The organism is Shimia aestuarii (assembly GCF_900114635.1).
GTDB classification, from domain to species: domain Bacteria; phylum Pseudomonadota; class Alphaproteobacteria; order Rhodobacterales; family Rhodobacteraceae; genus Shimia; species Shimia aestuarii.
Map to the genome: position 1 here is coordinate 202,742 of NZ_FOTQ01000004.1, position 22,609 is coordinate 225,350.

General features: G+C 61.1%; 19 protein-coding genes. 8 read left to right on the forward strand and 11 right to left on the reverse strand.

Annotation, left to right across the window (positions count from 1 at the left end; genetic code table 11):
- Positions 1–6: 6 nt before the first annotated feature.
- A complete protein-coding gene (ntrX, locus tag BMZ35_RS11990) occupies positions 7–1,425 on the forward strand; it encodes a nitrogen assimilation response regulator NtrX (RefSeq protein WP_093094091.1) in 1,419 nt (472 codons plus the stop codon).
- Here ntrX and BMZ35_RS11995 read toward each other — a convergent pair.
- Together BMZ35_RS11995 and BMZ35_RS12000 are read right to left on the reverse strand one after the other, a co-directional pair.
- The gene (locus tag BMZ35_RS11995) at positions 1,422–1,859 is read right to left on the reverse strand and encodes a hypothetical protein (protein ID WP_093094092.1); all 438 of its coding nucleotides are present in this window, start codon (positions 1,857–1,859) and stop codon (positions 1,422–1,424) included. The two genes, ntrX and BMZ35_RS11995, sit on opposite strands and share 4 nt — an antisense overlap.
- A gap of 42 nt (positions 1,860–1,901) precedes the next feature.
- Positions 1,902–2,369 (reverse strand): hypothetical protein, encoded by a 468-nt coding sequence (locus BMZ35_RS12000; RefSeq protein ID WP_131814370.1) that lies wholly within the window; start codon positions 2,367–2,369, stop codon positions 1,902–1,904.
- Between the two features lie 128 nt (positions 2,370–2,497).
- Between BMZ35_RS12000 and trkA the strand changes: the two genes are divergently transcribed.
- The 4 genes from trkA (at position 2,498) to hflX (ending at position 7,037) form a co-directional block, all read left to right on the forward strand.
- Positions 2,498–3,874 (forward strand): Trk system potassium transporter TrkA, encoded by a 1,377-nt coding sequence (trkA, locus tag BMZ35_RS12005; protein ID WP_093094094.1) that lies wholly within the window; start codon positions 2,498–2,500, stop codon positions 3,872–3,874.
- Between the two features lie 4 nt (positions 3,875–3,878).
- Complete coding sequence (locus BMZ35_RS12010; protein WP_093094095.1) at positions 3,879–5,396, forward strand: potassium transporter TrkG; 1,518 nt, start codon at positions 3,879–3,881, stop codon at positions 5,394–5,396.
- A gap of 130 nt (positions 5,397–5,526) precedes the next feature.
- Positions 5,527–5,766 (forward strand): RNA chaperone Hfq, encoded by a 240-nt coding sequence (gene hfq / locus BMZ35_RS12015; RefSeq protein WP_008204623.1) that lies wholly within the window; start codon positions 5,527–5,529, stop codon positions 5,764–5,766.
- Positions 5,766–7,037, forward strand: coding sequence for a GTPase HflX (gene hflX / locus BMZ35_RS12020; protein WP_093094096.1), 1,272 nt, complete (start codon positions 5,766–5,768; stop codon positions 7,035–7,037). Before hfq ends, hflX begins: the two co-directional genes overlap by 1 nt.
- Here hflX and BMZ35_RS12025 read toward each other — a convergent pair.
- Complete coding sequence (locus tag BMZ35_RS12025) at positions 7,034–9,508, reverse strand: penicillin acylase family protein (RefSeq protein WP_093094189.1); 2,475 nt, start codon at positions 9,506–9,508, stop codon at positions 7,034–7,036. The two genes, hflX and BMZ35_RS12025, sit on opposite strands and share 4 nt — an antisense overlap.
- Positions 9,509–9,569: 61 nt before the next feature.
- Between BMZ35_RS12025 and BMZ35_RS12030 the strand changes: the two genes are divergently transcribed.
- Positions 9,570–10,463: an NAD(P)-dependent oxidoreductase gene (locus BMZ35_RS12030; protein ID WP_110680251.1), complete on the forward strand. Its 894-nt coding sequence runs from the start codon at positions 9,570–9,572 to the stop codon at positions 10,461–10,463.
- On the opposite strand, the gene BMZ35_RS12035 is transcribed toward BMZ35_RS12030, so the two are convergent.
- The 3 genes from BMZ35_RS12035 to hemB all read right to left on the reverse strand — a co-directional run bounded on the left by BMZ35_RS12035 (position 10,438) and on the right by hemB (position 12,931).
- On the reverse strand, positions 10,438–11,241 hold the full coding sequence (locus tag BMZ35_RS12035) for an alpha/beta hydrolase (protein ID WP_093094098.1): 804 nt from the start codon (positions 11,239–11,241) through the stop codon (positions 10,438–10,440). The genes BMZ35_RS12030 and BMZ35_RS12035 overlap by 26 nt on opposite strands.
- Before the next feature lie 6 nt (positions 11,242–11,247).
- Positions 11,248–11,808 (reverse strand): lipid-binding SYLF domain-containing protein, encoded by a 561-nt coding sequence (locus BMZ35_RS12040; RefSeq protein ID WP_093094099.1) that lies wholly within the window; start codon positions 11,806–11,808, stop codon positions 11,248–11,250.
- Between the two features lie 121 nt (positions 11,809–11,929).
- The gene (hemB, locus tag BMZ35_RS12045) at positions 11,930–12,931 is read right to left on the reverse strand and encodes a porphobilinogen synthase (RefSeq protein ID WP_093094100.1); all 1,002 of its coding nucleotides are present in this window, start codon (positions 12,929–12,931) and stop codon (positions 11,930–11,932) included.
- Positions 12,932–13,081: 150 nt separating this feature from the next.
- Between hemB and BMZ35_RS12050 the strand changes: the two genes are divergently transcribed.
- Complete coding sequence (locus BMZ35_RS12050) at positions 13,082–13,570, forward strand: component of SufBCD complex (protein ID WP_423227758.1); 489 nt, start codon at positions 13,082–13,084, stop codon at positions 13,568–13,570.
- A 16-nt stretch (positions 13,571–13,586) separates the two neighbouring features.
- Positions 13,587–17,066: a transcription-repair coupling factor gene (gene mfd, locus BMZ35_RS12055; protein ID WP_093094102.1), complete on the forward strand. Its 3,480-nt coding sequence runs from the start codon at positions 13,587–13,589 to the stop codon at positions 17,064–17,066.
- 35 nt (positions 17,067–17,101) lie between these two features.
- On the opposite strand, the gene BMZ35_RS12060 is transcribed toward mfd, so the two are convergent.
- From BMZ35_RS12060 to BMZ35_RS12080, 5 genes are read right to left on the reverse strand one after another with little or no spacing between them, the layout of a single operon-like run.
- Entirely contained in the window at positions 17,102–18,778 is a 1,677-nt protein-coding gene (locus tag BMZ35_RS12060) for a tetratricopeptide repeat protein (protein ID WP_423227759.1), read from the reverse strand.
- A 55-nt stretch (positions 18,779–18,833) separates the two neighbouring features.
- Entirely contained in the window at positions 18,834–20,045 is a 1,212-nt protein-coding gene (locus BMZ35_RS12065) for a multidrug effflux MFS transporter (protein ID WP_242654778.1), read from the reverse strand.
- Positions 20,042–20,404, reverse strand: a complete 363-nt coding sequence (locus BMZ35_RS12070; RefSeq protein WP_093094103.1) for a potassium channel family protein — start codon at positions 20,402–20,404, stop codon at positions 20,042–20,044. The genes BMZ35_RS12065 and BMZ35_RS12070 overlap by 4 nt, the downstream gene beginning before the upstream one ends.
- Positions 20,401–21,042: a DsbA family oxidoreductase gene (locus tag BMZ35_RS12075; RefSeq protein WP_093094104.1), complete on the reverse strand. Its 642-nt coding sequence runs from the start codon at positions 21,040–21,042 to the stop codon at positions 20,401–20,403. The genes BMZ35_RS12070 and BMZ35_RS12075 overlap by 4 nt, the downstream gene beginning before the upstream one ends.
- Positions 21,039–22,559, reverse strand: a complete 1,521-nt coding sequence (locus BMZ35_RS12080) for a class I adenylate-forming enzyme family protein (RefSeq protein WP_093094105.1) — start codon at positions 22,557–22,559, stop codon at positions 21,039–21,041. Before BMZ35_RS12080 ends, BMZ35_RS12075 begins: the two co-directional genes overlap by 4 nt.
- Positions 22,560–22,609 lie beyond the last annotated feature (50 nt).

The following is a 22,609-nucleotide window of genomic DNA, read 5'->3' on the forward strand; positions in this document are numbered from 1 at the left end:
GGTCTCATGAGTGACATTCTGATCGTTGATGACGAACGCGATATCCGCGAGTTGATCTCGGATATTCTGCAGGATGAGGGGTATACCACGCGGCTTGCCGGGAATTCGGACGACGCAATGGCGGAGATCGCTGCAGAGCAGCCCGCCTTGCTGATCCTTGATATCTGGCTCAAGGACAGCAACATGGACGGGATCGACATCCTCAAGGCGGCCAAGCGGGATTACCCCGAGGTGCCGGTGGTGATCATTTCGGGCCATGGCAATATTGAAATCGCCGTCGCGGCGATCAAGCAGGGTGCATATGATTTCATCGAAAAGCCCTTCAATATTGACCAGTTGCTTGTCGTGATCCGCCGGGCCATGGAAACTTCGCGCCTGCGGCGCGAGAACACCGAGTTGAAGCGGCAGGACGTCAAACCCGCGGACATGGTCGGGGAAAGCGCTGCTTTCCGCACGCTTTTGGGACAGCTCGACAAGGTCACGAAATCCAACGGACGGGTGATGCTGACTGGGCCTGCGGGCGTGGGCAAGGACGTGGCGGCGCGCTATGTGCATGCCAATTCGAACCGGGCTTCGGGGCCCTTCGTCACGGTCAACTGTGCGGGGATGGAGCCCGACCGGGTTGAGGAATTGCTGTTTGGCCGGGAAGGGGCCGAACGCGGCGTCGAGCCGGGCCTTTTGGAACAGGCGCACGGCGGGGTGGTCTATTTCGACGAGGTGGCGGACATGCCGCTGGCCACGCAATCCAAGATTTTGCGGGTGCTGGTGGATCAGCAGTTCCAACGTGTGGGCGGGTCGGACAAGGTGCGGGTGGACCTGCGGGTGATCTCATCGACCAACCGCGACCTGAAGGCGGAAATCGATGCAGGGCGCCTGCGGGAGGAGTTGTATCACCGGTTGAACGTGGTGCCGATCCCGGTGCCGTCTCTGGAGGAGCGGCGGGAAGATATACCGATGCTGGCGCGGCACTTCATCGAGAGCTTCAATGAAACGCAAGGGTTGCCGATGCGTGAATTGAGCGAAGAGGCGGTTGCGCTGATGCAGACGATGGTCTGGCCGGGCAATGTGCGGCAACTCAAGAACTTGATCGAACGGGTTCTGATCCTTGGGGATGGCACCGGAGAGATCGAAGCCCGCGAGTTGCCCAGCGATTCCGGTGGGTCGCAGGAAGAGGACCGTGTGGTTCTTTCCGGGGCGCTGGCAACATTGCCGTTGCGCGAAGCACGCGAAGCCTTTGAGCGGGAATACCTGCTGACCCAGATCAACCGGTTTGGCGGCAACATCAGCCGGACTGCGAATTTCGTGGGCATGGAGCGCAGCGCGCTGCACCGCAAGCTTAAATCGCTGGGCGTGGTGACATCGAACAAGGCGGGCGCGCGGGTGGCGCATATCTCGGATGATGAGGACGCGCGCGAAGCCGGTTAATTCACCGGCTTGCTCAGGTCGACCAGAACTCGGCCCCCGCCCGGTTGCCGCACGGCACAGATCGAGGGGCCAATGGGCGGCGAAGTCGTGAGCGGGCGGTAGTTGCGCCCCTCGAGCGCTTCTTTCGGGCAGTAGGGAATGCTGACCCGAGAGTAGCCTTGTTGTTCCATGCAACGTTGGACCGTCGAGTTCCGGCGCCCTTCGTTGGCGTCATAGATTTCGTTGCGATAACCGATGATCCGGCCATCCGCGCCGAAGACCGGGATCAGGTCGTTGATGATCATCGGAGGCACGGTATTGGCGGCATAGGTGTTGCACTGGGCCCGTGTAACGTTGGCCTCCTGCGTGGTCGCGCCGACCTTGTACATGGGGGTATAATCCAGACAGGCGGACAGGCTCGCAAGGGCGACGAGGGAAAGAGGCAGGCGTTTCATTTTGCCCTCCTTTGGGTCATGGACCGGATCGCGGCGACCGGATCACAATGGGCGCGACAGGTCGATCAGCGCGCGCCCGCCGCCTTCGGTGGTTACGGCGCAGATATTTGCAGACGGGGTCGGTGAGCGGGTCAGGGGCGCATAGGACCGCCCGGCAAGCTGATCGCTTGTGCAGACCGGGAAGGTATAGGGTTCATATCCCTTGAGTCGCATGCATTGGGTTCGGTGCTGATTGCGCATATTGGCGTTCACGTCGGTCGAGGTGACAATGCCGCCGCCCCAGCCCCAGCCGCCGCCATAATACCCCACACCGCCATAGGGAATGGTCTGCGGGAAATTGGCCGCGGGGAACAGGCGGTTGGCTTCGATGTCGCATTCGGCACGGTCGCGGTTAACGCGGTCGACGCCGGTTCCGGGTTTGATATAGGCCGAGTAACTGTTGGACGAGCACCCGGCCAGCACCATAGCGACCAGGGCAAGGGCACTGAAAAGCTTTGTGTTTTTGTACATGATCAAATCCCCGGCTCTCAGGCCGATGAAAGCGCATGTCATGGGGTAAGGTCAATGGTTGCATTTGACCTCTGCGAGGCATTCTGTCATGGCTTGGAGCAAATCCCGGGGAGGCCGAGAAGCAAGTCATGAAGGTCATTATCTGTGGGGCCGGTCAGGTCGGGTGGCAGATCGCGCGACATCTTTCCGGCGAAAAAAACGACGTCACCGTGGTGGATAACAATCCCGAGCTGGTGCGCCGTGCCACTGACTCGCTGGATGTGCAGGGCATCGCCGGGTTTGCGAGCTATCCCGATGTGCTGGACCGTGCGGGGGCGCGGGACGCGGACATGATAATTGCCGCGACCTATTCGGACGAGGTGAACATGGTCACGTGCCAGGTGGCGCATTCCGTGTTCGCGGTGCCGCGCAAAATCGCGCGTCTGCGCAGCCAGGCCTATCTCGACGTGGTCTATTCGGACTTGTACAGACGCGATCACATGCCGATTGACGTGGTGATTTCGCCCGAGCTCGAGGTGGCCGAAGCCGCGCTCAAGCGACTGACAGCGCCTGCGGCCTTTGACACCGAGTTGTTCCTTGATGGAAAGGTTCAGATGTTGGGCCTGTCGCTGGACGAGGATTGCCCGGTGCTGAACACGCCCTTGCGCCAGCTGACCGATCTGTTCTCAACCCTGCGTGCTGTGGTGGTCGGGGTCAGGCGGCGCGGATCGTTGTTTGCGCCCGAACCCGGAGACCAGCTTTTTACCGGAGATGAGATCTACGTCTTCACATTCTCGGAGGATGTAGGTCGGACCATGGAGGTTTTCGGCAAGACGCAGAAGAAACAGGAACGCGCCATTATCGTGGGCGGCGGCAATGTCGGTCTGATGGTTGCGCAACGCCTTGAAAGCGGCGCGGAGCGGGTGCGGACAAAGGTGATCGAACGCAGCAGGGCGACCGCGGAAAAGGCCGCCGAGTCGCTCGAACGCACCATTGTCCTGCACGGAGACGGGTTGGATTCCGCCCTTTTGGCAGAGGCCGGGGTCGCGCGCGCAGACGCCATTCTTGCGGTAACGGACGATGACAAGACCAACATGCTGGCGTCCGTTCGGGCCAAGGCGAACGGGTGCCCCCTTGCGATTGCCCTGATCAATGATCCGACGCTGGCGCCGCTGATGGCGCCCCTGGGGATTGACGCCTTTATCAATCCACGCGCCACGACGGTAAGCTCGATCCTGCGCCACATTCGCCATGGCCGTGTGCGCGGGGTCTATTCCGTGGGGGACGCAGAGGCCGAGATCATCGAGGCCGAGGTGCTGTCGACCTCGCCAATCGCCGGACAGCAGGTACGCGACATTGATTTCCCAGAAGGGGTTCTGATCGGAGCCATCATGAAGGGAAAGGACGTGATCAAACCCAAGGGTGGAACGCGGGTTGAAGAGGGGGACGTGATCGCGCTTTTCAGCATGGCGGCGGATGTGCCCGAGGTCGAGCGCCTGTTGCAAGTGTCGATTGACTTCTTCTGATCCGATGCTGTCCCATCTTTCAAAACTGCCCCTCTTCCTGCACTTGGTGGCGCTTTCGGGGCTGTTGATGTTCGTTCCGGCGGCGATGGCTTCGGCGCAGAACGATGACTTCATCGCGCGCATGTTCTTTTACAGCGGGACACTGGTTCTGTTTGTCAGCACGTTGATCGCGATGGCTATTTCGGGAACGCGGGCGGCGGCGCGCACGGTGGATCTTTTGCTGGCTCTGCTGCTTGCCTTTACGGTGTTGCCCGCCGTGCTGGCCCTTCCATTCTATGAAGCGCTTGATACGACGAGTTTCATCAACGCCTATTTCGAGATGGTGTCCTGTATGACAACCACGGGGGCCACGGTATTTTCCGATGCCGACCGATTGGCGCCTTCTTTGCATCTGTGGCGGGGGCTGGTCGGCTGGATGGGCGGTTTGATGATGTGGATCGCAGCGTCGGCGGTGTTTGCGCCGCTGTCGCTGGGGGGGTTCGAAGTGACCGCGCGGGGCGAACCGGGGCAGGCGGAACTGGGCGGCCAGATGCGACAGGCCGCGCCCATGAAACGCTGGAAACGCGCGACGCAGGCCCTGGTGCCGGTCTATGCCGGGCTGACACTGGCGATCTGGGTGATGCTCATGGTTCTAGGGGACAAGCCGCTGACCGGGTTGATGCATGCCATGTCGACCATGGCAACCAGCGGGATTTCATCGGTTGGGGGGGTGCAGAACGCCGGTGCGGGGATCGCCGGGGAAGCGGTGATCTTTCTGTTCATGCTGTTCGCCCTGTCCCGAATGACGTTTTCGGCAGATACCGGGGCAGTGCGCCGCGAAAGCCTCGTCGAGGACCCGGAGTTCCGGCTTGGTCTTCTTCTGGTGGTACTGGTGCCGCTGATCCTGTTCCTGCGCCATTGGTTTGGTGCGATTGAGGTCAGTGAAACGCCGGATACGCTTGCGGCGCTCAAGGCCGCGTGGGGCGGGGTATTCACGGTTTTGAGCTTTCTGACGACGACGGGCTTTGAGAGTGCGGAGTGGCATGTGGCGCGGGATTGGTCGGGGTTGAGTTCTCCGGGGCTCATTCTTCTGGGGCTGGCGCTTGTCGGCGGTGGGGTGGCGACAACGGCGGGCGGGGTCAAGCTTTTGCGGGTCTATGCGCTTTATCTTCAGGGACTGGGCGAAATGGAAAAGCTGGTGCACCCGTCGGTGGTGGTTGGCAGCCGAGGCGGTGGTGCGCGCCGTATCCGGCGCCGTGGCGCGGTGATTGCCTGGGTGTTCTTCATGCTTTTTGCGATCTCGCTGGCGGGGATCACCATCATTCTTGCGGCCCTGGGAAGCGACTTTGAACAGGCGCTGGTATTGGCCATTTCGGCTTTGACCACAACCGGTCCGCTTACCCAGATCGCCGCCGAGGCGCCGATTGACCTCTTGGTGCTGGGATCGTGGGAGAAGGCGGTTCTGTGTGGCGCTATGGTGCTTGGGCGGATGGAAACGCTGGCGATCATCGCGTTGATATCGCCCGAGTTGTGGCACAAATGATGCGTTTGCCGCTGGCACGCGTCGTTGCATTCGAATTTTGGGGTGGAAACTCTGGAAACCGCACTCCATACTCGCCCCGATAAGAATGAACGCACCCGATGCACCCAACAAGAACAAAGGCAAGCGCGCGATGGCTTCGGACAGACAGAATCTCCAAGACGCATTTTTAAACCACGTCCGGAAAACCAAGGTTCCGGTCACAATTTTTCTGATCAATGGTGTGAAGCTTCAGGGCGTTATCACATGGTTCGACAATTTTTGTGTGCTGCTGCGCCGCGACGGTCAGAGCCAGCTTGTTTACAAGCACGCAATCTCGACCATCATGCCGGCCCAGCCCATCAGCCTTTATGAAGGTGAAGACGCCTCTTGATGGAGCATGATACGCAGGTTACCCGTGCCTGGGTCCTGCATCCCGACATTTACGGCGCCGACAAGCGGCGCGAGGCCTCTTTCGCTTTGGAAGAGGCCGTTTCTCTTGCCGCTGCTTTGCCAGAGCTTGAAGTGGTCGGTGCGACCAACGTGAAACTGCCCCGCGCTCATCCGGGCATGTTGTTCGGATCTGGAAAAATTGAAGAACTTGGCGCGATGTTCAAGGCCAATGAGATTGAGTTGGTTTTGATCGACGGGCCGGTCACGCCGGTGCAGCAACGCAACCTTGAAAAAGCGTGGAAGGTCAAACTTCTTGATCGGACCGGGCTGATACTCGAGATTTTCAGCGATCGGGCGCGTACGCGCGAAGGCGTGTTACAGGTCGAGATGGCGGCGCTGAGCTATCAGCGCACGCGGTTGGTGCGGGCCTGGACCCACCTGGAACGTCAGCGGGGCGGGCTGGGGTTCGTGGGCGGACCGGGGGAAACCCAGATCGAGGCCGACCGCCGGGCGATTGACGAACAATTGGTGCGGTTGCGTCGGCAATTGGCCAAGGTTGTAAAAACCCGCGAACTGCATCGCAAGGCGCGCGCCAAGGTGCCGTTCCCGATCGTGGCGCTGGTCGGCTATACCAACGCCGGGAAGTCGACGCTGTTTAATCACGTAACCGGGGCGGACGTGATGGCCAAGGACATGCTCTTTGCCACGCTGGACCCGACAATGCGCGCGGTGCAATTGCCCGACGGCCCAGAGGTGATCCTGTCGGACACGGTGGGCTTTATCAGTGACCTGCCGACTGAGCTTGTCGCGTCGTTCCGCGCCACGCTGGAAGAGGTGTTGGCGGCTGATCTGGTGTTGCATGTGCGCGACGTGGCCCATCCGGAAAGCGAACATCAGGCCGAGGATGTGCGCAGCATTCTGGAATCGCTTGGGATTGGCGACGAGACGCGCCAGATCGAGGTCTGGAACAAGATCGACCTGCTTGACCCGGAACAGCGCGCTGCAATGCAGGCCAAAGCCGGGCGTGAGGACGACATTTTCGCGGTGTCTGCTGTGACGGGCGAAGGGTTGGGCGATTTGTTTGACGCGATTGCCAAGGTTCTCGCTTCGGAAAAGACGCGTGAAACGCTGCATCTAGATTTTGCCCAAGGCAAGGAACGGGCGTGGCTCTTTAAAGAGGGCGTGGTGGAGTCTGAGACACAGGGCGAGGACGGCTTCGAGATCGAAGTGGTCTGGACCGCGCGTCAAGCCCGCAAGTTCGAAAGCCTTTAATCGCGCGCTTGGGGTGGCTTGATCCGGGTGACGCCGACCGCTGCGGCACGGGCCAGTTCCGTGTCCAGCGACATCGGGATGTACTCGCCGCGCCGCCATAGCTGGGCCATGTCGTCATAGTAGCGGGACAGGAAGTGGCCCGATTGTCCGGTTGAAATCACAAAAACCGAGCTGTCCGGATCGGCAAAGTCATACACCCCGCGGTATCCGGCTGCGTGGACGTTGTGAAAGGGGTCGGGTGCGGATCCGCTTGTGCGGCCGCGCTGAAGCGTGTTGTCGCCGCCGGAGGTGGACTGGCGAATGTTCACGAAATACTTGAGGAGCGGCACCTCTCCAAGGACCTGATGGTCATGAGTGGCTTGGTGGGCATCACCCCAACGCAGGGATTCAAGCTGGGTGCCATAGCGCTCTTCGATCCAGATCAGCGCATCATCCAGTGCGAGCCGGGCCATGTCCGTGCAGCTTTCTTTGGGCGCACTCTGGGCCACGTCGCACCAGTGGCTTGCGCCGTCCACGTTGCGGAATACACGTTCTATGAAGAGTGGCTCCACGCGGGTAAACTCATCGGCAAGCGGACCGAGATCGTCGCGGATCAGGCGATCCTGTAAGGCGCGCACCCAAGCAGCATAAAGCAGCGGTTCCGGCATGTGCTCGTTCATCTCGCCATTCCATTCTGCCAGCAGAGTCAATGCACGCTGGCGCTGGCGTTCGCGGGTGCCGTCCGGGGCAGCCTCGCCAGTGAACCAGAGATCGGCGCCGATCAGGGGCAGCAACGCGCGGGCCGAGAAGCTGACTGTATCAAGCTGGGTTTCGACAAAGCTGTCCCGGGTGTGAACCTGGCGCTCCTGCATGAGCCGTTGCCAGCGTTGGATCCGCTGGCTGTCCCCCCATTCAAAGGAGACATGCAGCGGGAAGGGGCGTTCGACCACCTTGTTGTTGGTGTTCCCGACGATGCCGCCAACGGGGGACACAAAGCCGGGGTTGGACACATAGGGAAAGGTGCCCTGCCAGCGATTTTCGGCGCGCCAGCCGGGCGCGGGCAGGCGACCTTGGCTCTGATGGCGCGCGTCGCGGCGGGGCATGGCACCGACCAGTTTGAGAGCAATCGTTTCCTGGTCAGCCAGCGTCAGGTTCTGGGAGGGTGAAACATAGGCTTCGGCGGCAGCGAGTGCCTGTTTTACGTTCTGCGCACGCATCAAGGCGACAGCGGCGGTCGTCGAGGTATCCTGTCCGCTGAGGGCGGTCCAACTCAGCGAGGCGACATGTCCCTTGGGCGTTATGCTGGCCAGATTGTAATGGGTGCCGGGCAGGACCGGGCCATTGTCTGTCCAGCGCAGGGTGATGGTGATCGGGCTTTCATCCTTGATATGGATGATGGATTTGCGTGTCTCGAAACGTTTGTAGCCGCCCGGGGTCTGGTACTCTTCGGGGTTGTTGGGGTTCAGCTTTTCGATGAACACGTCCTGATCGTCGAGATAGGACGAGGTCAGCCCCCAGCCCAACGCGTTGGAGCGCCCGGTCAGGATGGCCGGAATGCCGGGTATGGTGCCACCGATCACTCCGCCCGAGGAAAGCTCCATGCGTGCCAGGTACCAGATGGCCGGGGCAGATAGGCCAAGATGGGGATCATTGGCGAGCAACGTGCCCCCTGAAGCGCTGCGGGTGGCGGCGGCGGCCCAGGCATTCGACGCGCCGGCAAGGCCGCGTTGGGGAAAGGGCGAGAGCGGGGTGTCGGGCATCGGGATCGAGGCCGCGTAACGCGGGGCGTCGTGAACAAGGTCGGCATATTCCGGAAGCGCGGCCACACCGGCGCCGGGGGCGTCGGGCAGGATGTCGGACAAGCGTGTCTGATCCTTGAGCGCGAGCGAAGTGCGTGCGCGCAGCACCTCTTCTTCCAGATGACCGGAGAGCTGGAGCGCCATGAGCTTTTGCACGGCGAGAGAGTCGGCGGGCTGCCAGGGGGCGATGGCTTGTGAGAAGAGGAACAGTTCTGGGGCGCCGCGCCCGAGTGAGCTGACGTTGATCTCGTCAATGCGGGTGTTCACGCCGTTGGCATAGGCACGCAGGGCGCGGGTGGTGTCGGCGTCCTGCGCGCTGACAGATTGTTGCGCCAGTGTATAAAGATCAAGGCGGCGCAGGAGTTTGTCGACTTCGAGCGTGCGGCGGCCAAAGACTTCGGACAGGCGCCCCTGTGCGGTGCGGCGCAGGGTGATCATCTGCCAAAGCCTGTCCTGTGCGTGGGCGTAGCCAAGGGCAAAGAACACGTCCTGATCGCTTTCGCCGAAGATATGCGGGACGTTTGCATTGTCGCGAACGATATTGACCTGGGCGGTCACGGCCGGCGTGATCAGAGCCTTGTCATAATTGGGCAGAGAGCGCGAGGCGAGGTAGTAAACAAACAAGACCGTAACGACGGCCAGAATCACCAAACCGCTGGCAATCCGCAGAAGCCATTGAATTATTGAGGCCAAAGTGCCGCTCCGCATTGTGTCTTGCGTTCTGCCCGTACAGGCGGGACAAGTATTACGACGAATGATTGCGAGGGAAAAGCAAATGGCAAAAGTGGCATTTCTGGGCTTGGGAGTGATGGGCTATCCGATGGCGGGGCATCTGGTGAAGGCCGGTCATGAAGTCACCGTATACAACCGCACGACGGCCAAGGCCGAGGCTTGGGCCAAGGCGCATGGCGGCAGCTTTGGGGCCACGCCCGAGGAGGCCGTGCAAGGTGCCGCGTTCGTGATGGCCTGTGTTGGCAATGACGATGACCTGCGCACGGTTTGCGTGGGGGAGAACGGGGCTTTTGCGGGCATGAGCGAAGGCACGATTTTTGTCGACCACACAACCGTGTCGGCCAAGGTGACGCGCGAAATGTACGCGGCGGGCAAGGAACGAGGTGTCAGCTTTGTGGATGCGCCGATTTCCGGCGGTCAGGCGGGGGCTGAGAACGGTGTGCTGTCGATCATGTGTGGCGGCGACGTGGTGGCCTATGAAGCGGCGGAGCCCGTTATGGACGCCTATGGGCGGACGATCAAAAGGCTGGGCGAGAGCGGGGCCGGTCAATTGACCAAGATGGTGAACCAGATCTGCATTGCCGGGCTGGTGCAGGGGTTGAGCGAGGGCTTGCATTTTGCCGAGAAGGCCGGGCTTGACGGGCGCGCGGTGGTCGAAGTGATCTCGGGCGGCGCGGCGGGCAGCTGGCAGATGGCGAACCGCTATGAAACCATGATTGACGATGAATTCGATCACGGGTTTGCGGTCGACTGGATGCGCAAGGATCTTGGGATTTGCCTTGCCACGGCCAACGAGAACGGCGCGAGCCTGCCGGTGACGGCGTTGGTGGACCAGTTCTACAAGGATGTGCAGAAGCTGGGTGGTGGACGTTGGGATACGTCCAGTCTGATCAAGCGCCTGCGGGCGATGGGCTGATCATCCCGGCGCTGGAAAACAGGGGCATCATGTGATCCCAGTACGGCGTCCCGTCCGGGGCGTCGTCCTGCAGCAGCGCCTGCATAGGCGCATTGTGGCCGCGACGTGGGCAGGTGAGCAGGGTGAGGGACGCGCCGTGGTTCTCAGCGGCGGAGCGGGCCAGTTCCGCGATTTCGGGCGCAATGATGCGGTCCTGCTGACTATGGAGCATCAATACTGGCGGCCCGTTGGGAGTAACTGCCCATGGATGGGCCAGCGCGGCCCCCAAAGCAATGACGGCATTTGGTTTGGCGGCGGCCGGCAGGTTGTCGGGCGGATAAGCCAGAGCCAGCCCGGCGATCCCGCCAGCGGAAACACCGAAAACGGCGATCTTGTCACTGTCGATCTCGAACGAATTGCGATTGGCGCGTAGAAAGTCGATGGCCGCGCCGAGATCCTGTCTTGCGGCTTCGAATGCAGGGCCGAGCATACGTTTGGCGATCTTGACACCGCCCTTTAGCGCGCGCCTGCGATTGTGTTGAATGGCGCGCTGGTCCAGGTCTGAAAAAGCGTCGGGACCTGTCCCAAGGCGATAGTCGATAGATGCGAGCGCCAGCCCCAAGTCGCAAAGGCGTTCGGCAAGGATTTTGACTCGTGGCCCGTGCCGGTCGCCTTTGAAAAAACCGCCGCCATGGGCCTGTATCACCATGCCCGACGCCGGACCGTCCGGCTGATACAAATCGAGCGCCAGGGGCTGGCCCGGGCGCTCGGCATAAAGGATATCCCTTGTCAGGCGCATGCGCGCTCAGGGGATGATGCGGGTGTATTTGATGCCTTCGAGTGTCGCGCCCACCTTGAGGCCCGCCTGACCAAAGATCACGGCGATCACTGGCGCCAGAAGGTTCGTGGTCTCTGCGCTCAGATCACCTGCGTCGTTGGCGACGACATATTCCACGCCAGCCCCGGCAGCCCAGCCGCTGGAGTGACGAAACTCGGTCAGGGCGCCTTCTGTCATGAAGAACAGCACATGCGCGTATTGGTTGGCGCCGATCTGGAAGCCGACGCTGCCTTTGGTGGCCGAGTAATAATCGACGGTGACATCATTCACCCGTAGCGCGCCACGACCGTAGCCGCCGCCAACCCCAAACCCGGCCTCGGTCACGACCGGCATCACCAACATGCCCGACGCCTTGTCCCGCAGATCGGTCGTGTTGGGGTAGTTGGAATAGAGATAGCTCAGTGTAGCATCGACCCGCGCGTCGATCTCATTGGCGCCGTTGCTGCCAACGCCATTGCCACAGGCGGCTGTCATACCCGCTGCTGCAAGTCCGGTCAGCGCAAAGCCGCGTCTTGTCATCCTGTCCATAGTGGTTTGCCTGTATTTTGTTTGTTGTCTGCTCATACCGCCGGTTGTGATCCGGATCCTGCGGCGCATTATAGGCTGCGCCGCATCTTCTGTCACTAGGCGTTCAAAGGGGTTGAGCGGGTTAACGCGCGTTGAGTTTGCGCGCCACCGCGGGGGCGAAATAGGTCAGGATGCCGTCACAGCCCGCGCGTTTGAAGGCCATCAGGCTTTCGACCATCGCCTTGTCGCCGTCGATCCATCCGTTCTGTGCTGCGCCCATGATCATCGCGTATTCGCCCGATACTTGGTAGGCATAGGTCGGCACCCCGAACCTGTCTTTGACCCGGCGGCAAATGTCGAGATAGGGCATGCCCGGTTTCACCATGACCATGTCGGCCCCTTCGGAAATGTCCCGCGCGACAAGACGCAGGGCCTCGTCGCTGTTGGCCGGGTCCATCTGGTAAGTTGTCTTGTCGCCTTTGAGCGCGCCTGATGCGCCCACCGCATCGCGGAAGGGGCCATAAAAGGCGCTGGCATATTTTGCGGCATAGCTGAGAAGCATCACGTCGCTGTGGCCATTGGTTTCGAGCGCGTCACGAATGGCGCCGATCCGCCCGTCCATCATGTCGGACGGACCAATGATGTCTGCCCCGGCCTCGGCCTGGCTGAGTGCCTGTTTCACAAGGGCCTCGACAGTTTCGTCATTCAGGATCTGACCGTCCACGACAAAACCGTCATGTCCATTGATGTTGTATGGATCGAGCGCCACGTCGGTCATTACGGCAATCTCGGGTACGGCGACCTTGATGGCGCGGGTTGCTCGGTTCGAGAGGTTGTTTGGGTTCCAAGCTTCGGCACAGTCCTCGGTCTTGAGGGCCGGGTCCGTGTAGGGGAAGAGGCAGATCGCCGGAATGCCCAGATCCGCCGCTTCACGCGCGGCCTCGACAATCTTGTCGACCGAACGGCGCACGACGCCGGGCATCGAAGGAACAGGTTCCTCCACACCTTCACCGTCGCGCACGAAAATCGGCCAGATCAGATCATCCGTACTCAGCGTGTTTTCACGCACCAGGCCGCGGATGGCAGCGGATTGGCGAGTGCGGCGCGGGCGCGCGGTGGGAAAGGCGGGGGGTGTGACGGTCATGGCATCCTCGGGAATTGCTCCCTGACTGGTGCCACGGATTTTCCCCTATCTCAAGGCTAGGAATTGCCGCAGAGCCGCGTTATGTGAAGGAGAAATCCAAAAGGGCAGCAGATTTTGAACTGGCACCAGACCGTATTCGAACTCATCGATATGCGCAGCTTCTCGAACCTCTGGTTCTGGATTGCGCTGGCTGTTTTCTGGTCCTCGGCAAGCCATTGGGTGCTTGGCGTGCCTTGGGATATGGTGCTTCGGGCGAAACGCGTGGGCGCGCAGGCCGAAATCGACCTGCAGGATATGGTGCGGATCAACACAAACCGCATTCTTTACATCGCGCGAGTGTCAGGGCTTTGGCTTTTGGCGCTGGCCTGTTTCGTGTTGACTGGCCTCGCGGTCCTGGGCTGGTTCTATGCGGTTGAATTTGCCCAGGCGGTGTTTTTGCTGATGTTTCCGATGTCTTTCGTGGGCGCGATGAGCATTTCGACAGCGAACCGTATCCAGGTCGAAGAGGCCACGGGAGAGCTATTGCGCAAGCGGTTGGGACGGCATCGTTTCTGGGTGCAATTCGTTGGCATGATTTCCATTTTTGTCACCTCGCTTTGGGGCATGTACCAGAATTTTCAAATTTCGCCCTTGGGCTGATCGGGACGACTGAGCCATGCAAGACGCGCAACACATTTTGGTGGGCGGGGCGCCCGAGGGCTATGACGCACGGTTGATCCTGCGTGAAGTGGCCCGCAGCGATGGCCCGGTTCTGCATGTTGCCCGCGATGACAAGCGGCTGGCCGCCATGCGGGCAGCATTGGCGTTTTTCCAACCCGATATGCCGGTCGTCACTTTCCCGGGCTGGGATTGCCTTCCCTATGACCGGATGTCACCGAACGCGGATATCTCGGCCACGCGCATGGCGACACTGGCGGGTCTCGTGCATGGGATGCCGGAACAATACGTGCTGTTGACGACGCTCAACGCGGCGACACAACGGGTTCCGGCGCGCGAAGTGCTGCGAGAAGCGGCGTTCAAGGCCGAAGTGGGTTATCGCGTCGATGAAGGGGCGCTGCGCGCGTTTCTGGTGCGGATGGGGTTCACTCAGGCGCCCACGGTGATGGAACCGGGGGATTACGCCATTCGGGGCGGGATCATCGACATTTATCCACCGGGGGACAGTGGTCCGGTGCGGCTTGATCTCTTTGGGGATGTGTTGGACGGGGCGCGGCGGTTTGATCCTGCGACACAGCGCACCACGGAGAAACTCGATCGGATCGAGCTGGCGCCGGTGAGCGAGGTCATTCTGGACGAAGCCGCGATCACGCGGTTCCGCCAGAATTACAGGATCGATTTTGGCGCCGCAGGTACGGATGATCCGCTTTATGAAGCGATCAGCGCGGGGCGCAAGCATCAGGGCGTCGAGCATTGGCTGCCGTTTTTCCATGATCGCCTGGAGACCCTGTTCGATTATCTGCCGGACGCGGTGGTTTCGCTTGATGATCAGGTAGATGCCGCCCGTCTTTCACGTTGGGATATGGTTGAGGATCAGTACCAGACCCGCAAGCTCGCCATGCAGCAGAAGGCGCGGATCGACACGGTCTACAAACCTGTGCCGCCGGGGTTGCTGTATCTGAACGATCCGGATTGGGTTGAGGCGATTGCCAGCCGGCGCGTGTTACAATTCAATCCACTGCCACAAGCCAGCGGACCCGGCGCGATTGATGCCGGAGGGCGGATCGGCCGGAATTTCGCGCCCGAGCGTCAGCAGGAAAACCTGAGCCTTTTTGAGGCATTGGCGGATCATATTCGCAAGAAACTGCCCGATGGGCCGGTGGTTGTGGCCAGCTATTCCGAAGGGGCGCGGGAACGTCTGAGCGGGTTGATCGAAGACGAAGGTCTGGCCGAAACCGTGCATGTCACGGACGCTGCGCGGATTGGGAAAACCGGTCTGTATCTCGCAGTTTGGGCGCTTGAGCATGGCTTCGAAACGCCAGACATGACGGTGATTTCCGAGCAGGATGTTCTGGGGGACCGGTTGATCCGGGCGCCGCGCAAGAAGCGTCGGGCAGAGAATTTTCTGACCGAGGCGCAGTCGCTCAGCCCCGGCGATCTGGTCGTTCATGTGGATCACGGGATCGGGCGCTATCACGGGCTGGAGGTGATCACCGCCGCGGGCGCGGCGCATGAGTGTATCAGCCTTGAGTATGCTGAAAACTCAAAGCTTTACCTACCGGTCGAGAATATCGAACTGCTGTCCAAATACGGCCATGATGAGGGGCTGTTGGATCGGCTGGGTGGTGGCGCGTGGCAGGCCAAGAAAGCCAAGCTCAAGGAACGCATTCGCGAGATGGCGGACCGCCTGATCCGCGTGGCGGCCGAGCGGGCCTTGCGCACCGCGCCGGTGATGCAGGCGCAGCACCATGCGTGGGAGGAATTCAGCGCGCGGTTCCCCTATGAGGAGACCGACGACCAGTTGCGAGCCATCGAAGACGTGATGGGCGATCTGGGGTCGGGGCAACCGATGGACCGTCTGGTTTGTGGCGATGTGGGTTTCGGCAAAACCGAGGTGGCGATGCGCGCGGCCTTTGTTGCGGCGATGTCGGGCATGCAGGTGGCGGTGATCGCGCCAACAACGCTTTTGGCGCGACAGCACTTCAAGAGCTTTGCCGAACGGTTCCGGGGTTTTCCTTTGGAAGTCAGAGGCTTGTCGCGCTTTGTTTCTGCGGGCGAAGCGGACAAGACGCGGGACGGGATTGCGCGGGGTACTGTGGATATTGTCATTGGCACCCACGCGTTGCTGGCCAAATCGGTACGGTTCAAGAACCTCGGCCTGTTGGTTATTGACGAGGAACAGCATTTCGGCGTGTCCCACAAAGAGCGGCTCAAACAGATGCGCTCGGACGTGCATGTGCTGACCCTGACCGCGACACCCATCCCGCGCACCCTGCAACTTAGCCTGTCGGGGGTGCGCGACCTTTCGATCATTGGCACGCCGCCCGTGGATCGTTTGGCGATCCGCACCTATGTCAGCGAATTTGATGGCGTTACCATACGCGAGGCGCTGTTAAGGGAGCATTACCGGGGCGGGCAAAGTTTCTATGTCGTGCCAAGGATCAGCGATCTACCTGATATCGAAGCGTTTTTGCGAGATCATGTGCCGGAGGTGTCGGTCATCACTGCGCATGGCCAGATGGCGGCGGGAGAGCTGGATGATCGCATGAACGCCTTCTATGACGGCAAGTATGACGTTCTGCTGGCAACAACCATTGTTGAATCCGGGTTGGACATTCCAACGGCGAACACGATGGTGGTGCATCGCGCGGATATGTTTGGGCTTGCGCAACTCTACCAGATCAGGGGGCGCGTGGGCCGCTCGAAGACGCGGGCTTATGCGTATTTGACCACGAAACCACGAATGAAGCTGACCCCGGCGGCGGAAAAACGGCTGCGGGTTCTGGGCTCTCTGGATACGCTGGGGGCCGGATTTACCCTTGCTTCTCAAGATCTTGACATTCGCGGGGCCGGGAACCTGCTGGGCGAGGAACAGTCGGGGCAGATGCGCGATGTCGGCTATGAGCTTTACCAGTCGATGCTGGAAGAGGCGATTGCCAAGATCAAAGCAGGCGAGATGGAAGGGTTGTCGGATGCCGATGACCAATGGGCACCGCAGATCAACCTTGGGGTGCCGGTTCTGATCCCGGAAAGCTATGTGCCCGATCTTGATGTGCGTCTTGGGCTTTACCGTCGACTGAGCGGGTTGCAGGGCAAGGTTGAGCTTGAGGGCTTTGCTGCGGAACTGATCGACCGGTTTGGGAAATTGCCGAAAGAAGTCAACACTTTGCTGCTCGTTGTTCGCATCAAGGAGATGTGCAAGAAGGCCGGGATTGCCAAGCTGGATGGTGGCCCCAAGGGGGCGACGATCCAGTTTCACAACGACAAGTTTGCCTCGCCGCAGGGGCTTGTGGAGTTCATCCAGAACCAGAAGGGTCTGGCCAAGGTCAAGGACAACAAGATCGTGGTGCGGCGCGACTGGAAGAGCGAAGCAGACAAGATCAAGGGGGCGTTCGCCATTGCACGCGACCTTGCCGTGAAGGTGCGCGATGAGCGTAAACGGGCCAAGGCGAAGGGGCAGAAACCGACGTCGGTCTAACGTCGGTATCGTGTCGGTATTGCGTCGGTAACGGCTTAGGAGGCTGCCATGGCGGCTTGAGCACAGGCACAGGAAGCTTTGACCGAGGCGTCGGCGCGAGCTTCGGCCAAATCGAGGCGTTGGCGGATGTGGAGCAGTTCCGCGGTGTCGCCGCGCGCCTTGAGGCAGTCATGCAATCCGCGCAGCGCCCAGATATTGTCGGGGTGCATCGTGGCACGCGAGAGTTGGCCGCCAAGTCCGAGGTCCTCGCGATAGACGGCTTCGGCCTCGGCCAGGTGGCCCTGTTCAAAGAGAAGCGCGCCGAGGGCGTGGCGCACAGGCTGCATCCAGCCCCATGGCTCGTCATAGTTCAGGTTGTCTTCGAAATGCACCGCCTTGCGCAGGTGGTCGAAGGCAAGGTCGTAGTTCTCTTTGCGGTATTCCAGTTCGCCATGCAGCATGTGGTGGGCGACTTCAAGCAGGTCGACGACGGTGTTGGTGTGCAGTAGGCGGGTTTCAGGCACGGCGGCACGGGCTTTGGCAAAGGCGGCGGCCTCGATCTCTGCCTGTGCGACATTGCCGAGGGCGGCGTTGGCGACGCCGCGGGCGTAATAGGTATAGGCGTTGAGCGTGCAGTAAAGGTCTGGGTCTTCGGGCGGATCAAGCTGGGTGAGTTCCTGCCATTTGCCGAACCGGATCAGGATATGCGGGTACATGGCGCAATAGGATTCAAAATAGTCCGCCATGGGGGGTGATGGGACGCGGAGCATTTCCTCGGGGCAGGTGTCGAGGATGCCTTGATTTGCGTCGAGCGCGGGCTGCATCTGTCCAAGGAACAGCGCGCCGTAGATCACGAAATGGTAGTTGTGGATGCGGTAGCCGGTATAAATGTTGTAGGGGCCCTCGCGTTCGTAGAACTTCATGTCCGCAACGGTCGCAGCCTGATTCCAGCGCACAACGTTTTCGTAATGCCCACAAAGCACGTCGATATGGGTTGGCATGTGGATCAGATGGCCGCCATCGGGCATCAGCGTGCGCAGGACGTCGCCAGCCTTGAGCGCCTTTTCGGGATAGGGCGACATCTCCATCAGGTGCACGTAGAGGTGCAAAAGACCAGGGTGACGCATGGCGGCCGGGTCGTTGGCCATTGCGCGTTCAAGGATGGCCTCGCATTCAAGCGTATCGGCGCCTTCGGTCGGGGCGGCGGCGGGCAGGTTCCACATGTTCCACGGAAAGCGGTTGAGCAGGGATTCTGCGAAAATGGTGGTGACCTCAAGGCTGTCGGGATGCGCGGCGTGGGCTGTTCGCATGGCGTTGGCAAAGGCATCGTTCCACGTTTCCATGGTGTCGATGTCAGTGACGGCCTCTTGCGGGTAGCGGGCGGGCAGGGCGCGGATCAGGGCGGCTTCCACCTCGGTGGTGTTGGGGAGGCGGTCCATGGCGGCCTGTGTGGCGGCAAAGCTGGTGGCGAGTGCCTCGGCCCGTCCGGCGTCATCGAAATGTTCCCACCACATGTTGTAATTGGGGCCTGCCGCATAGGCGATGCCCCAGTGGGCCATGGCGCAATTGGGGTCAGCTTCGGCGGCTTTTTGGAAACAGACGACGGCCTCCTCGTGATTGTAATTGTAAGTCCAGTTCAGGCCGCGATCGAACCAGCGTTGGGCGTCGGGGCTGGTTGTGGTGACGGCAAAGCTGTGCTGTCCGAGGTCATAATCGTAGGTATTCATGGTCATTGCCCCCCTGTGTAAAAGGGGCAGTATAACATGGTTTTCGATTGTCTGCTGGAGGTCAGGACAGGGCTTCGACGCGGCGCATGCGCAGCATTAGAAGAAAGCTAAGGGTGGACAGCACGAAGAGAGCCACGGCCAGCGGCAGCGCGGTGCCGTCAAAGGCCAGTCCGATGGGGGCGGCGATGGCCGCGCCAAGGACGGTGGCAATGGCACCCATGATCGACGCGGCGGTGCCGGCCATGTGGCCTAGCGGTTCCATGGCAAGCGCGTTGAGGTTGCCCAGTGTCATCCCGACGCTGAAGAATACCATGGTTTGCCAGAGAACGAAGGCATAGAACTGTGCCTCACCGACGGGCAGGGCGATGGCGGCCAAGGCCATGGCGGCGGCGAGGAGGATTTGGACACCCGTGGCCACCGTGATCAGGAAGCGCATGCCAAGGCGCATGACGAGTTTTGCGTTGAGCAGGCTCGCGCTCCCGGAGATCAGGGCAACACCGGCAAACCAGAGCGGGAATTCGGCGCCGCGATCATAGGTCAGGTCATAGACCTGTTGCACGGAACTGATCATGCCAAAAAGGGATCCGAAGATCAGCGATTGCACGAGGATCGAAATACGCACGGCAGGGATGCGCCACATCTCGCCCACGCCCGAAACCAGCTTGCCCAGTGAGAACGGGCGGCGGTTTTCCACGGCGAGCGGTTCGGGCAGGCGGATGCTTACCCAGAGAACCGTGATCAGCGAAAACAGCATGAAGGCGATGAAGATGCCGCGCCAGCCGGAAAAGTCGATGATCACCGCGCCCAGTGCCGGGGCGATGGCCGGAACCAGCGTGAAGATCATCATGGCAAAGGACACGATGCGCGCCATTTCGCGACCTGAATAGAGGTCGCGCACGATGGCCATGGTGACGATGCGCGGACCGGCCGTGCCGATGCCCTGGACGACGCGGGCGATCAGGATGATTTCGAGTGTCTGGCCGATATAGGCGACAAAGGCGCAGATCGAATATATCACCGCGCCGCCGATCAACACGGGTTTGCGTCCGAAACGGTCCGACAGCGGCCCCGTGAAAAACGTGCCCACGCCCATGCCCAGAACATAGGAAGTCAGGATCAGTTGCGCACGGTTGATGTTGTCGGGGCTGAGCTGTTGTCCGATCTCGGGAAGTGCGGGCAACATGGCGTCTATGGAAAAGGCCACGGTCGCAAAGAGCATCGCACACATGGCGATGAATTCGACCCGGCTCATGGGCATGGTATCCTTGGTCATGGCCTGGGCGGGTCGTCCATGTTGTCGGCTTGCGGTTCGTGTTCGGCCTTGTGATGTCCAAGCCGCGCAACGAGCCATTCGGTGTGGGCCGCGCGTTTTTCGGCGGCGATATGGCCGATCTGCTGAATAACGAAAGCAAAGATGCCCAGTCCGACGAAGATGAAAACAGTGGTTCCGATCTTGCCCAGCGTGGTGGCGGGCACCAAGGAGCCGTAGCCGACGGTGGACAGGGTCACAACCGAGAAGAAATAACTGTCGACCCAGCTCCAGCCTTCGACAAAATGAAAGAAGACCGTACCGCCCACGATGACGGGGGCGAGCAGAAGAATCAGGGTGATCAGCCGCTCAAGTGTTGTCATTCGGCGGCCTGTTGGTCTCGCAATTCGCCGATCACCTTGCGCCAGAGATCGGTGGGTTGCGCGCCGGGAACCGCATGCTGGTTGGCCACGATGAATGTCGGCACCGAGTTCACGCCCATCTCGCGGCTGTGGGCGTCGCGCTGGCGGATGTTGTCCACGTCGGCGTCCGAGGCGAGCAGTTTGCCAATGACCGCGGCATCCAGTCCGGCGCTGTCGGCGATGTCGCAGAGCACTTCGCTGTTGCCAATATCGCGGCCTTCCTTGAAATACGCCTTGAAGAGCGCATCCACGACGGCGTTCTGTTTGCCCTCGATCCCGGCCCAGTGGATCAGGCGATGGGCGTTGATGGTGTTGGGGGTGCGTTTGATCGCGGCAAAGTCGATGTCGAGCCCTTCGTCGCGGGCGTGCTGGTCGATCTCGGCATAGACACGCACGGCGTTTTCCTTTCCACCGAACTTGGCTTCAAGATACTGGCGCCGGTCCATGCCCTCTGGCGGCATGTCGGGGTTAAGCTGGAACGGGTGCCATTCGATGGCAAAGGGGTGATCGGGCTCGGCCTCCATCGCCTTTTCCAGCCGGGCCTTGCCGATATAGCACCAAGGGCAGATGGGGTCGGAGAGAATGTCGAGCTTGATCATGTCTTTGCCTCGAATTGGTCGCGCAGGGCGCGGCGGCTGAGCTTGCCGTTGGGGTTGGTCGGCAGGGCGTCGAGCCGTTGGAAGAGTTTGGGCTGCTTGTAGCGGGCCAGCGTCTGTTCGGCATACGCTTTCAGAGCGGTTTCGTCCAGTTCACCGGCAGACGTATAGAAGGCGGCGATGATACGGGCGTCGCGTTTGATTTCAATATCGGTGACGCCAACGGCGGTGATGCCGGGAAAGCGCGAGAGCGCAGCTTCAACCTCGAGCGGGGAGACGCGATAGCCCCCGGCGTTCATCATGTCATCGGCGCGACCCGCATAGGTGATGTAGAAGTCATCATCCATGACCCCCTGATCCCCTGTCAGGAACCAGTCGCCCTGAAACTTGGCGGCGGTTTCTTCGGGGGCGTTCAGGTAGCCCAGCATCAGGCCGGGATCGGAGCGATGCACGGCGATGGTGCCCTCGTTGCCCAGCGGCACGGGGCCATTCTCATCGACAATGGCAATTCGGCGCCCGTCTTGGGGGCGGCCCAGCGTGCCGGGATGGGCTGGGTTGGCGGGGCTGGCCGAAATGAAGGTGGAGCATTCGGACATGCCGTAAGCCTCGTAGAGCGCTGTACCGGTCGCTTCGAACCACTCTTCACGGATGGTTTCCGAGAGTTTTTCGCCCGCTGTCAGCCCGTGGCGCAGGTCTGGCAGATGGATGTCGGGGTGATCCGAGAGCATCTTGCGGTAGACCCCCGGTGCGGCTGCAAAGATCGTGGCCTGGTGGCGCTTGAGCAGCAGCGGCAGGGCCTTGATGTCGACGCCTTGCGCCGGGATGAGGGCGGTCGCGCCGACGGACCACGGGTCCATGAGGCCGGTGCCCAGCGTGTAGGTCCAGTTGAAGGCCCCGGCATGCAAGAGGCGGTCCGTGGGTTTCAGGCCGTACCAGCCCTCGTGCATCATCTGGCGCGCCCAGATGGCGCGATGTGCGTGGCACACGGCGCGGGGGATGCCGGACGTGCCGGAGGTGTAGATGATATAGGCCATGCGATCGGGATCGCCCATGTCGATTTCTGCGGGGGGCAGATCGCGCATGGCTTCCAGGTCATCGAGCAGGATTTGCGGGATGCCGGGCGTGTCCGGGCAAGCGATGGAAGGATCGCGCGGGATCGCGCCGGGAGTGAGATCGGCGACCATCTTGGCGGTCTCACCTTCGGTGAGCTGAGAGGAGGTCGGGACCGGGATCAGGCCCACGGCGATGGCGCCGAGATAGGCGATGGGAAATTCGACCGTGTTGCCGAGGCGCATGAGCACCCTGTCGCCGGGGTTCAATCCCGCCTGCAAAAGCCCGGTGCCAGTGCCGAGCACGGCGGCCTTCATGCGGGCATAGCTCCAGCGTTCGGAGCCGGAAAGAGACAGCACCGACAGCGCGATCTTGTCGGGCTGTGAATCAGCCAGTGCCAGAACATGGGCGGCCATGTTGAAGAAGGCTGGGCAGGGCGGGGGCGGGCCTTGGTCGAAAAGGGAGGTCATGAGGCGTAGCTAAGCCCGTGAGCAGGAGGTTGCAAGTCTTTGCGCCGCTG

Excerpts from the sequence above, each read along its gene's own strand:
- mfd (WP_093094102.1), top strand. The coding sequence starts at position 13,587 with ATGCAAGACGCGCAACACATTTTGGTGGGCGGGGCGCCCGAGGGCTAT.
- ntrX (WP_093094091.1), top strand. The coding sequence starts at position 7 with ATGAGTGACATTCTGATCGTTGATGACGAACGCGATATCCGCGAGTTG.
- BMZ35_RS12080 (WP_093094105.1), bottom strand. The coding sequence starts at position 22,559 with ATGACCTCCCTTTTCGACCAAGGCCCGCCCCCGCCCTGCCCAGCCTTC.
- trkA (WP_093094094.1), top strand. The coding sequence starts at position 2,498 with ATGAAGGTCATTATCTGTGGGGCCGGTCAGGTCGGGTGGCAGATCGCG.
- hemB (WP_093094100.1), bottom strand. The coding sequence starts at position 12,931 with ATGACCGTCACACCCCCCGCCTTTCCCACCGCGCGCCCGCGCCGCACT.
- BMZ35_RS12010 (WP_093094095.1), top strand. The coding sequence starts at position 3,879 with ATGCTGTCCCATCTTTCAAAACTGCCCCTCTTCCTGCACTTGGTGGCG.
- BMZ35_RS12000 (WP_131814370.1), bottom strand. The coding sequence starts at position 2,369 with ATGTACAAAAACACAAAGCTTTTCAGTGCCCTTGCCCTGGTCGCTATG.
- BMZ35_RS12035 (WP_093094098.1), bottom strand. The coding sequence starts at position 11,241 with ATGCGCCTGACAAGGGATATCCTTTATGCCGAGCGCCCGGGCCAGCCC.
- hfq (WP_008204623.1), top strand. The coding sequence starts at position 5,527 with ATGGCTTCGGACAGACAGAATCTCCAAGACGCATTTTTAAACCACGTC.
- BMZ35_RS12030 (WP_110680251.1), top strand. The coding sequence starts at position 9,570 with ATGATTGCGAGGGAAAAGCAAATGGCAAAAGTGGCATTTCTGGGCTTG.
- BMZ35_RS11995 (WP_093094092.1), bottom strand. The coding sequence starts at position 1,859 with ATGAAACGCCTGCCTCTTTCCCTCGTCGCCCTTGCGAGCCTGTCCGCC.
- BMZ35_RS12065 (WP_242654778.1), bottom strand. The coding sequence starts at position 20,045 with ATGACCAAGGATACCATGCCCATGAGCCGGGTCGAATTCATCGCCATG.
- hflX (WP_093094096.1), top strand. The coding sequence starts at position 5,766 with ATGGAGCATGATACGCAGGTTACCCGTGCCTGGGTCCTGCATCCCGAC.
- BMZ35_RS12050 (WP_423227758.1), top strand. The coding sequence starts at position 13,082 with ATGCGCAGCTTCTCGAACCTCTGGTTCTGGATTGCGCTGGCTGTTTTC.
- BMZ35_RS12060 (WP_423227759.1), bottom strand. The coding sequence starts at position 18,778 with ATGACCATGAATACCTACGATTATGACCTCGGACAGCACAGCTTTGCC.
- BMZ35_RS12075 (WP_093094104.1), bottom strand. The coding sequence starts at position 21,042 with ATGATCAAGCTCGACATTCTCTCCGACCCCATCTGCCCTTGGTGCTAT.
- BMZ35_RS12040 (WP_093094099.1), bottom strand. The coding sequence starts at position 11,808 with ATGGACAGGATGACAAGACGCGGCTTTGCGCTGACCGGACTTGCAGCA.
- BMZ35_RS12070 (WP_093094103.1), bottom strand. The coding sequence starts at position 20,404 with ATGACAACACTTGAGCGGCTGATCACCCTGATTCTTCTGCTCGCCCCC.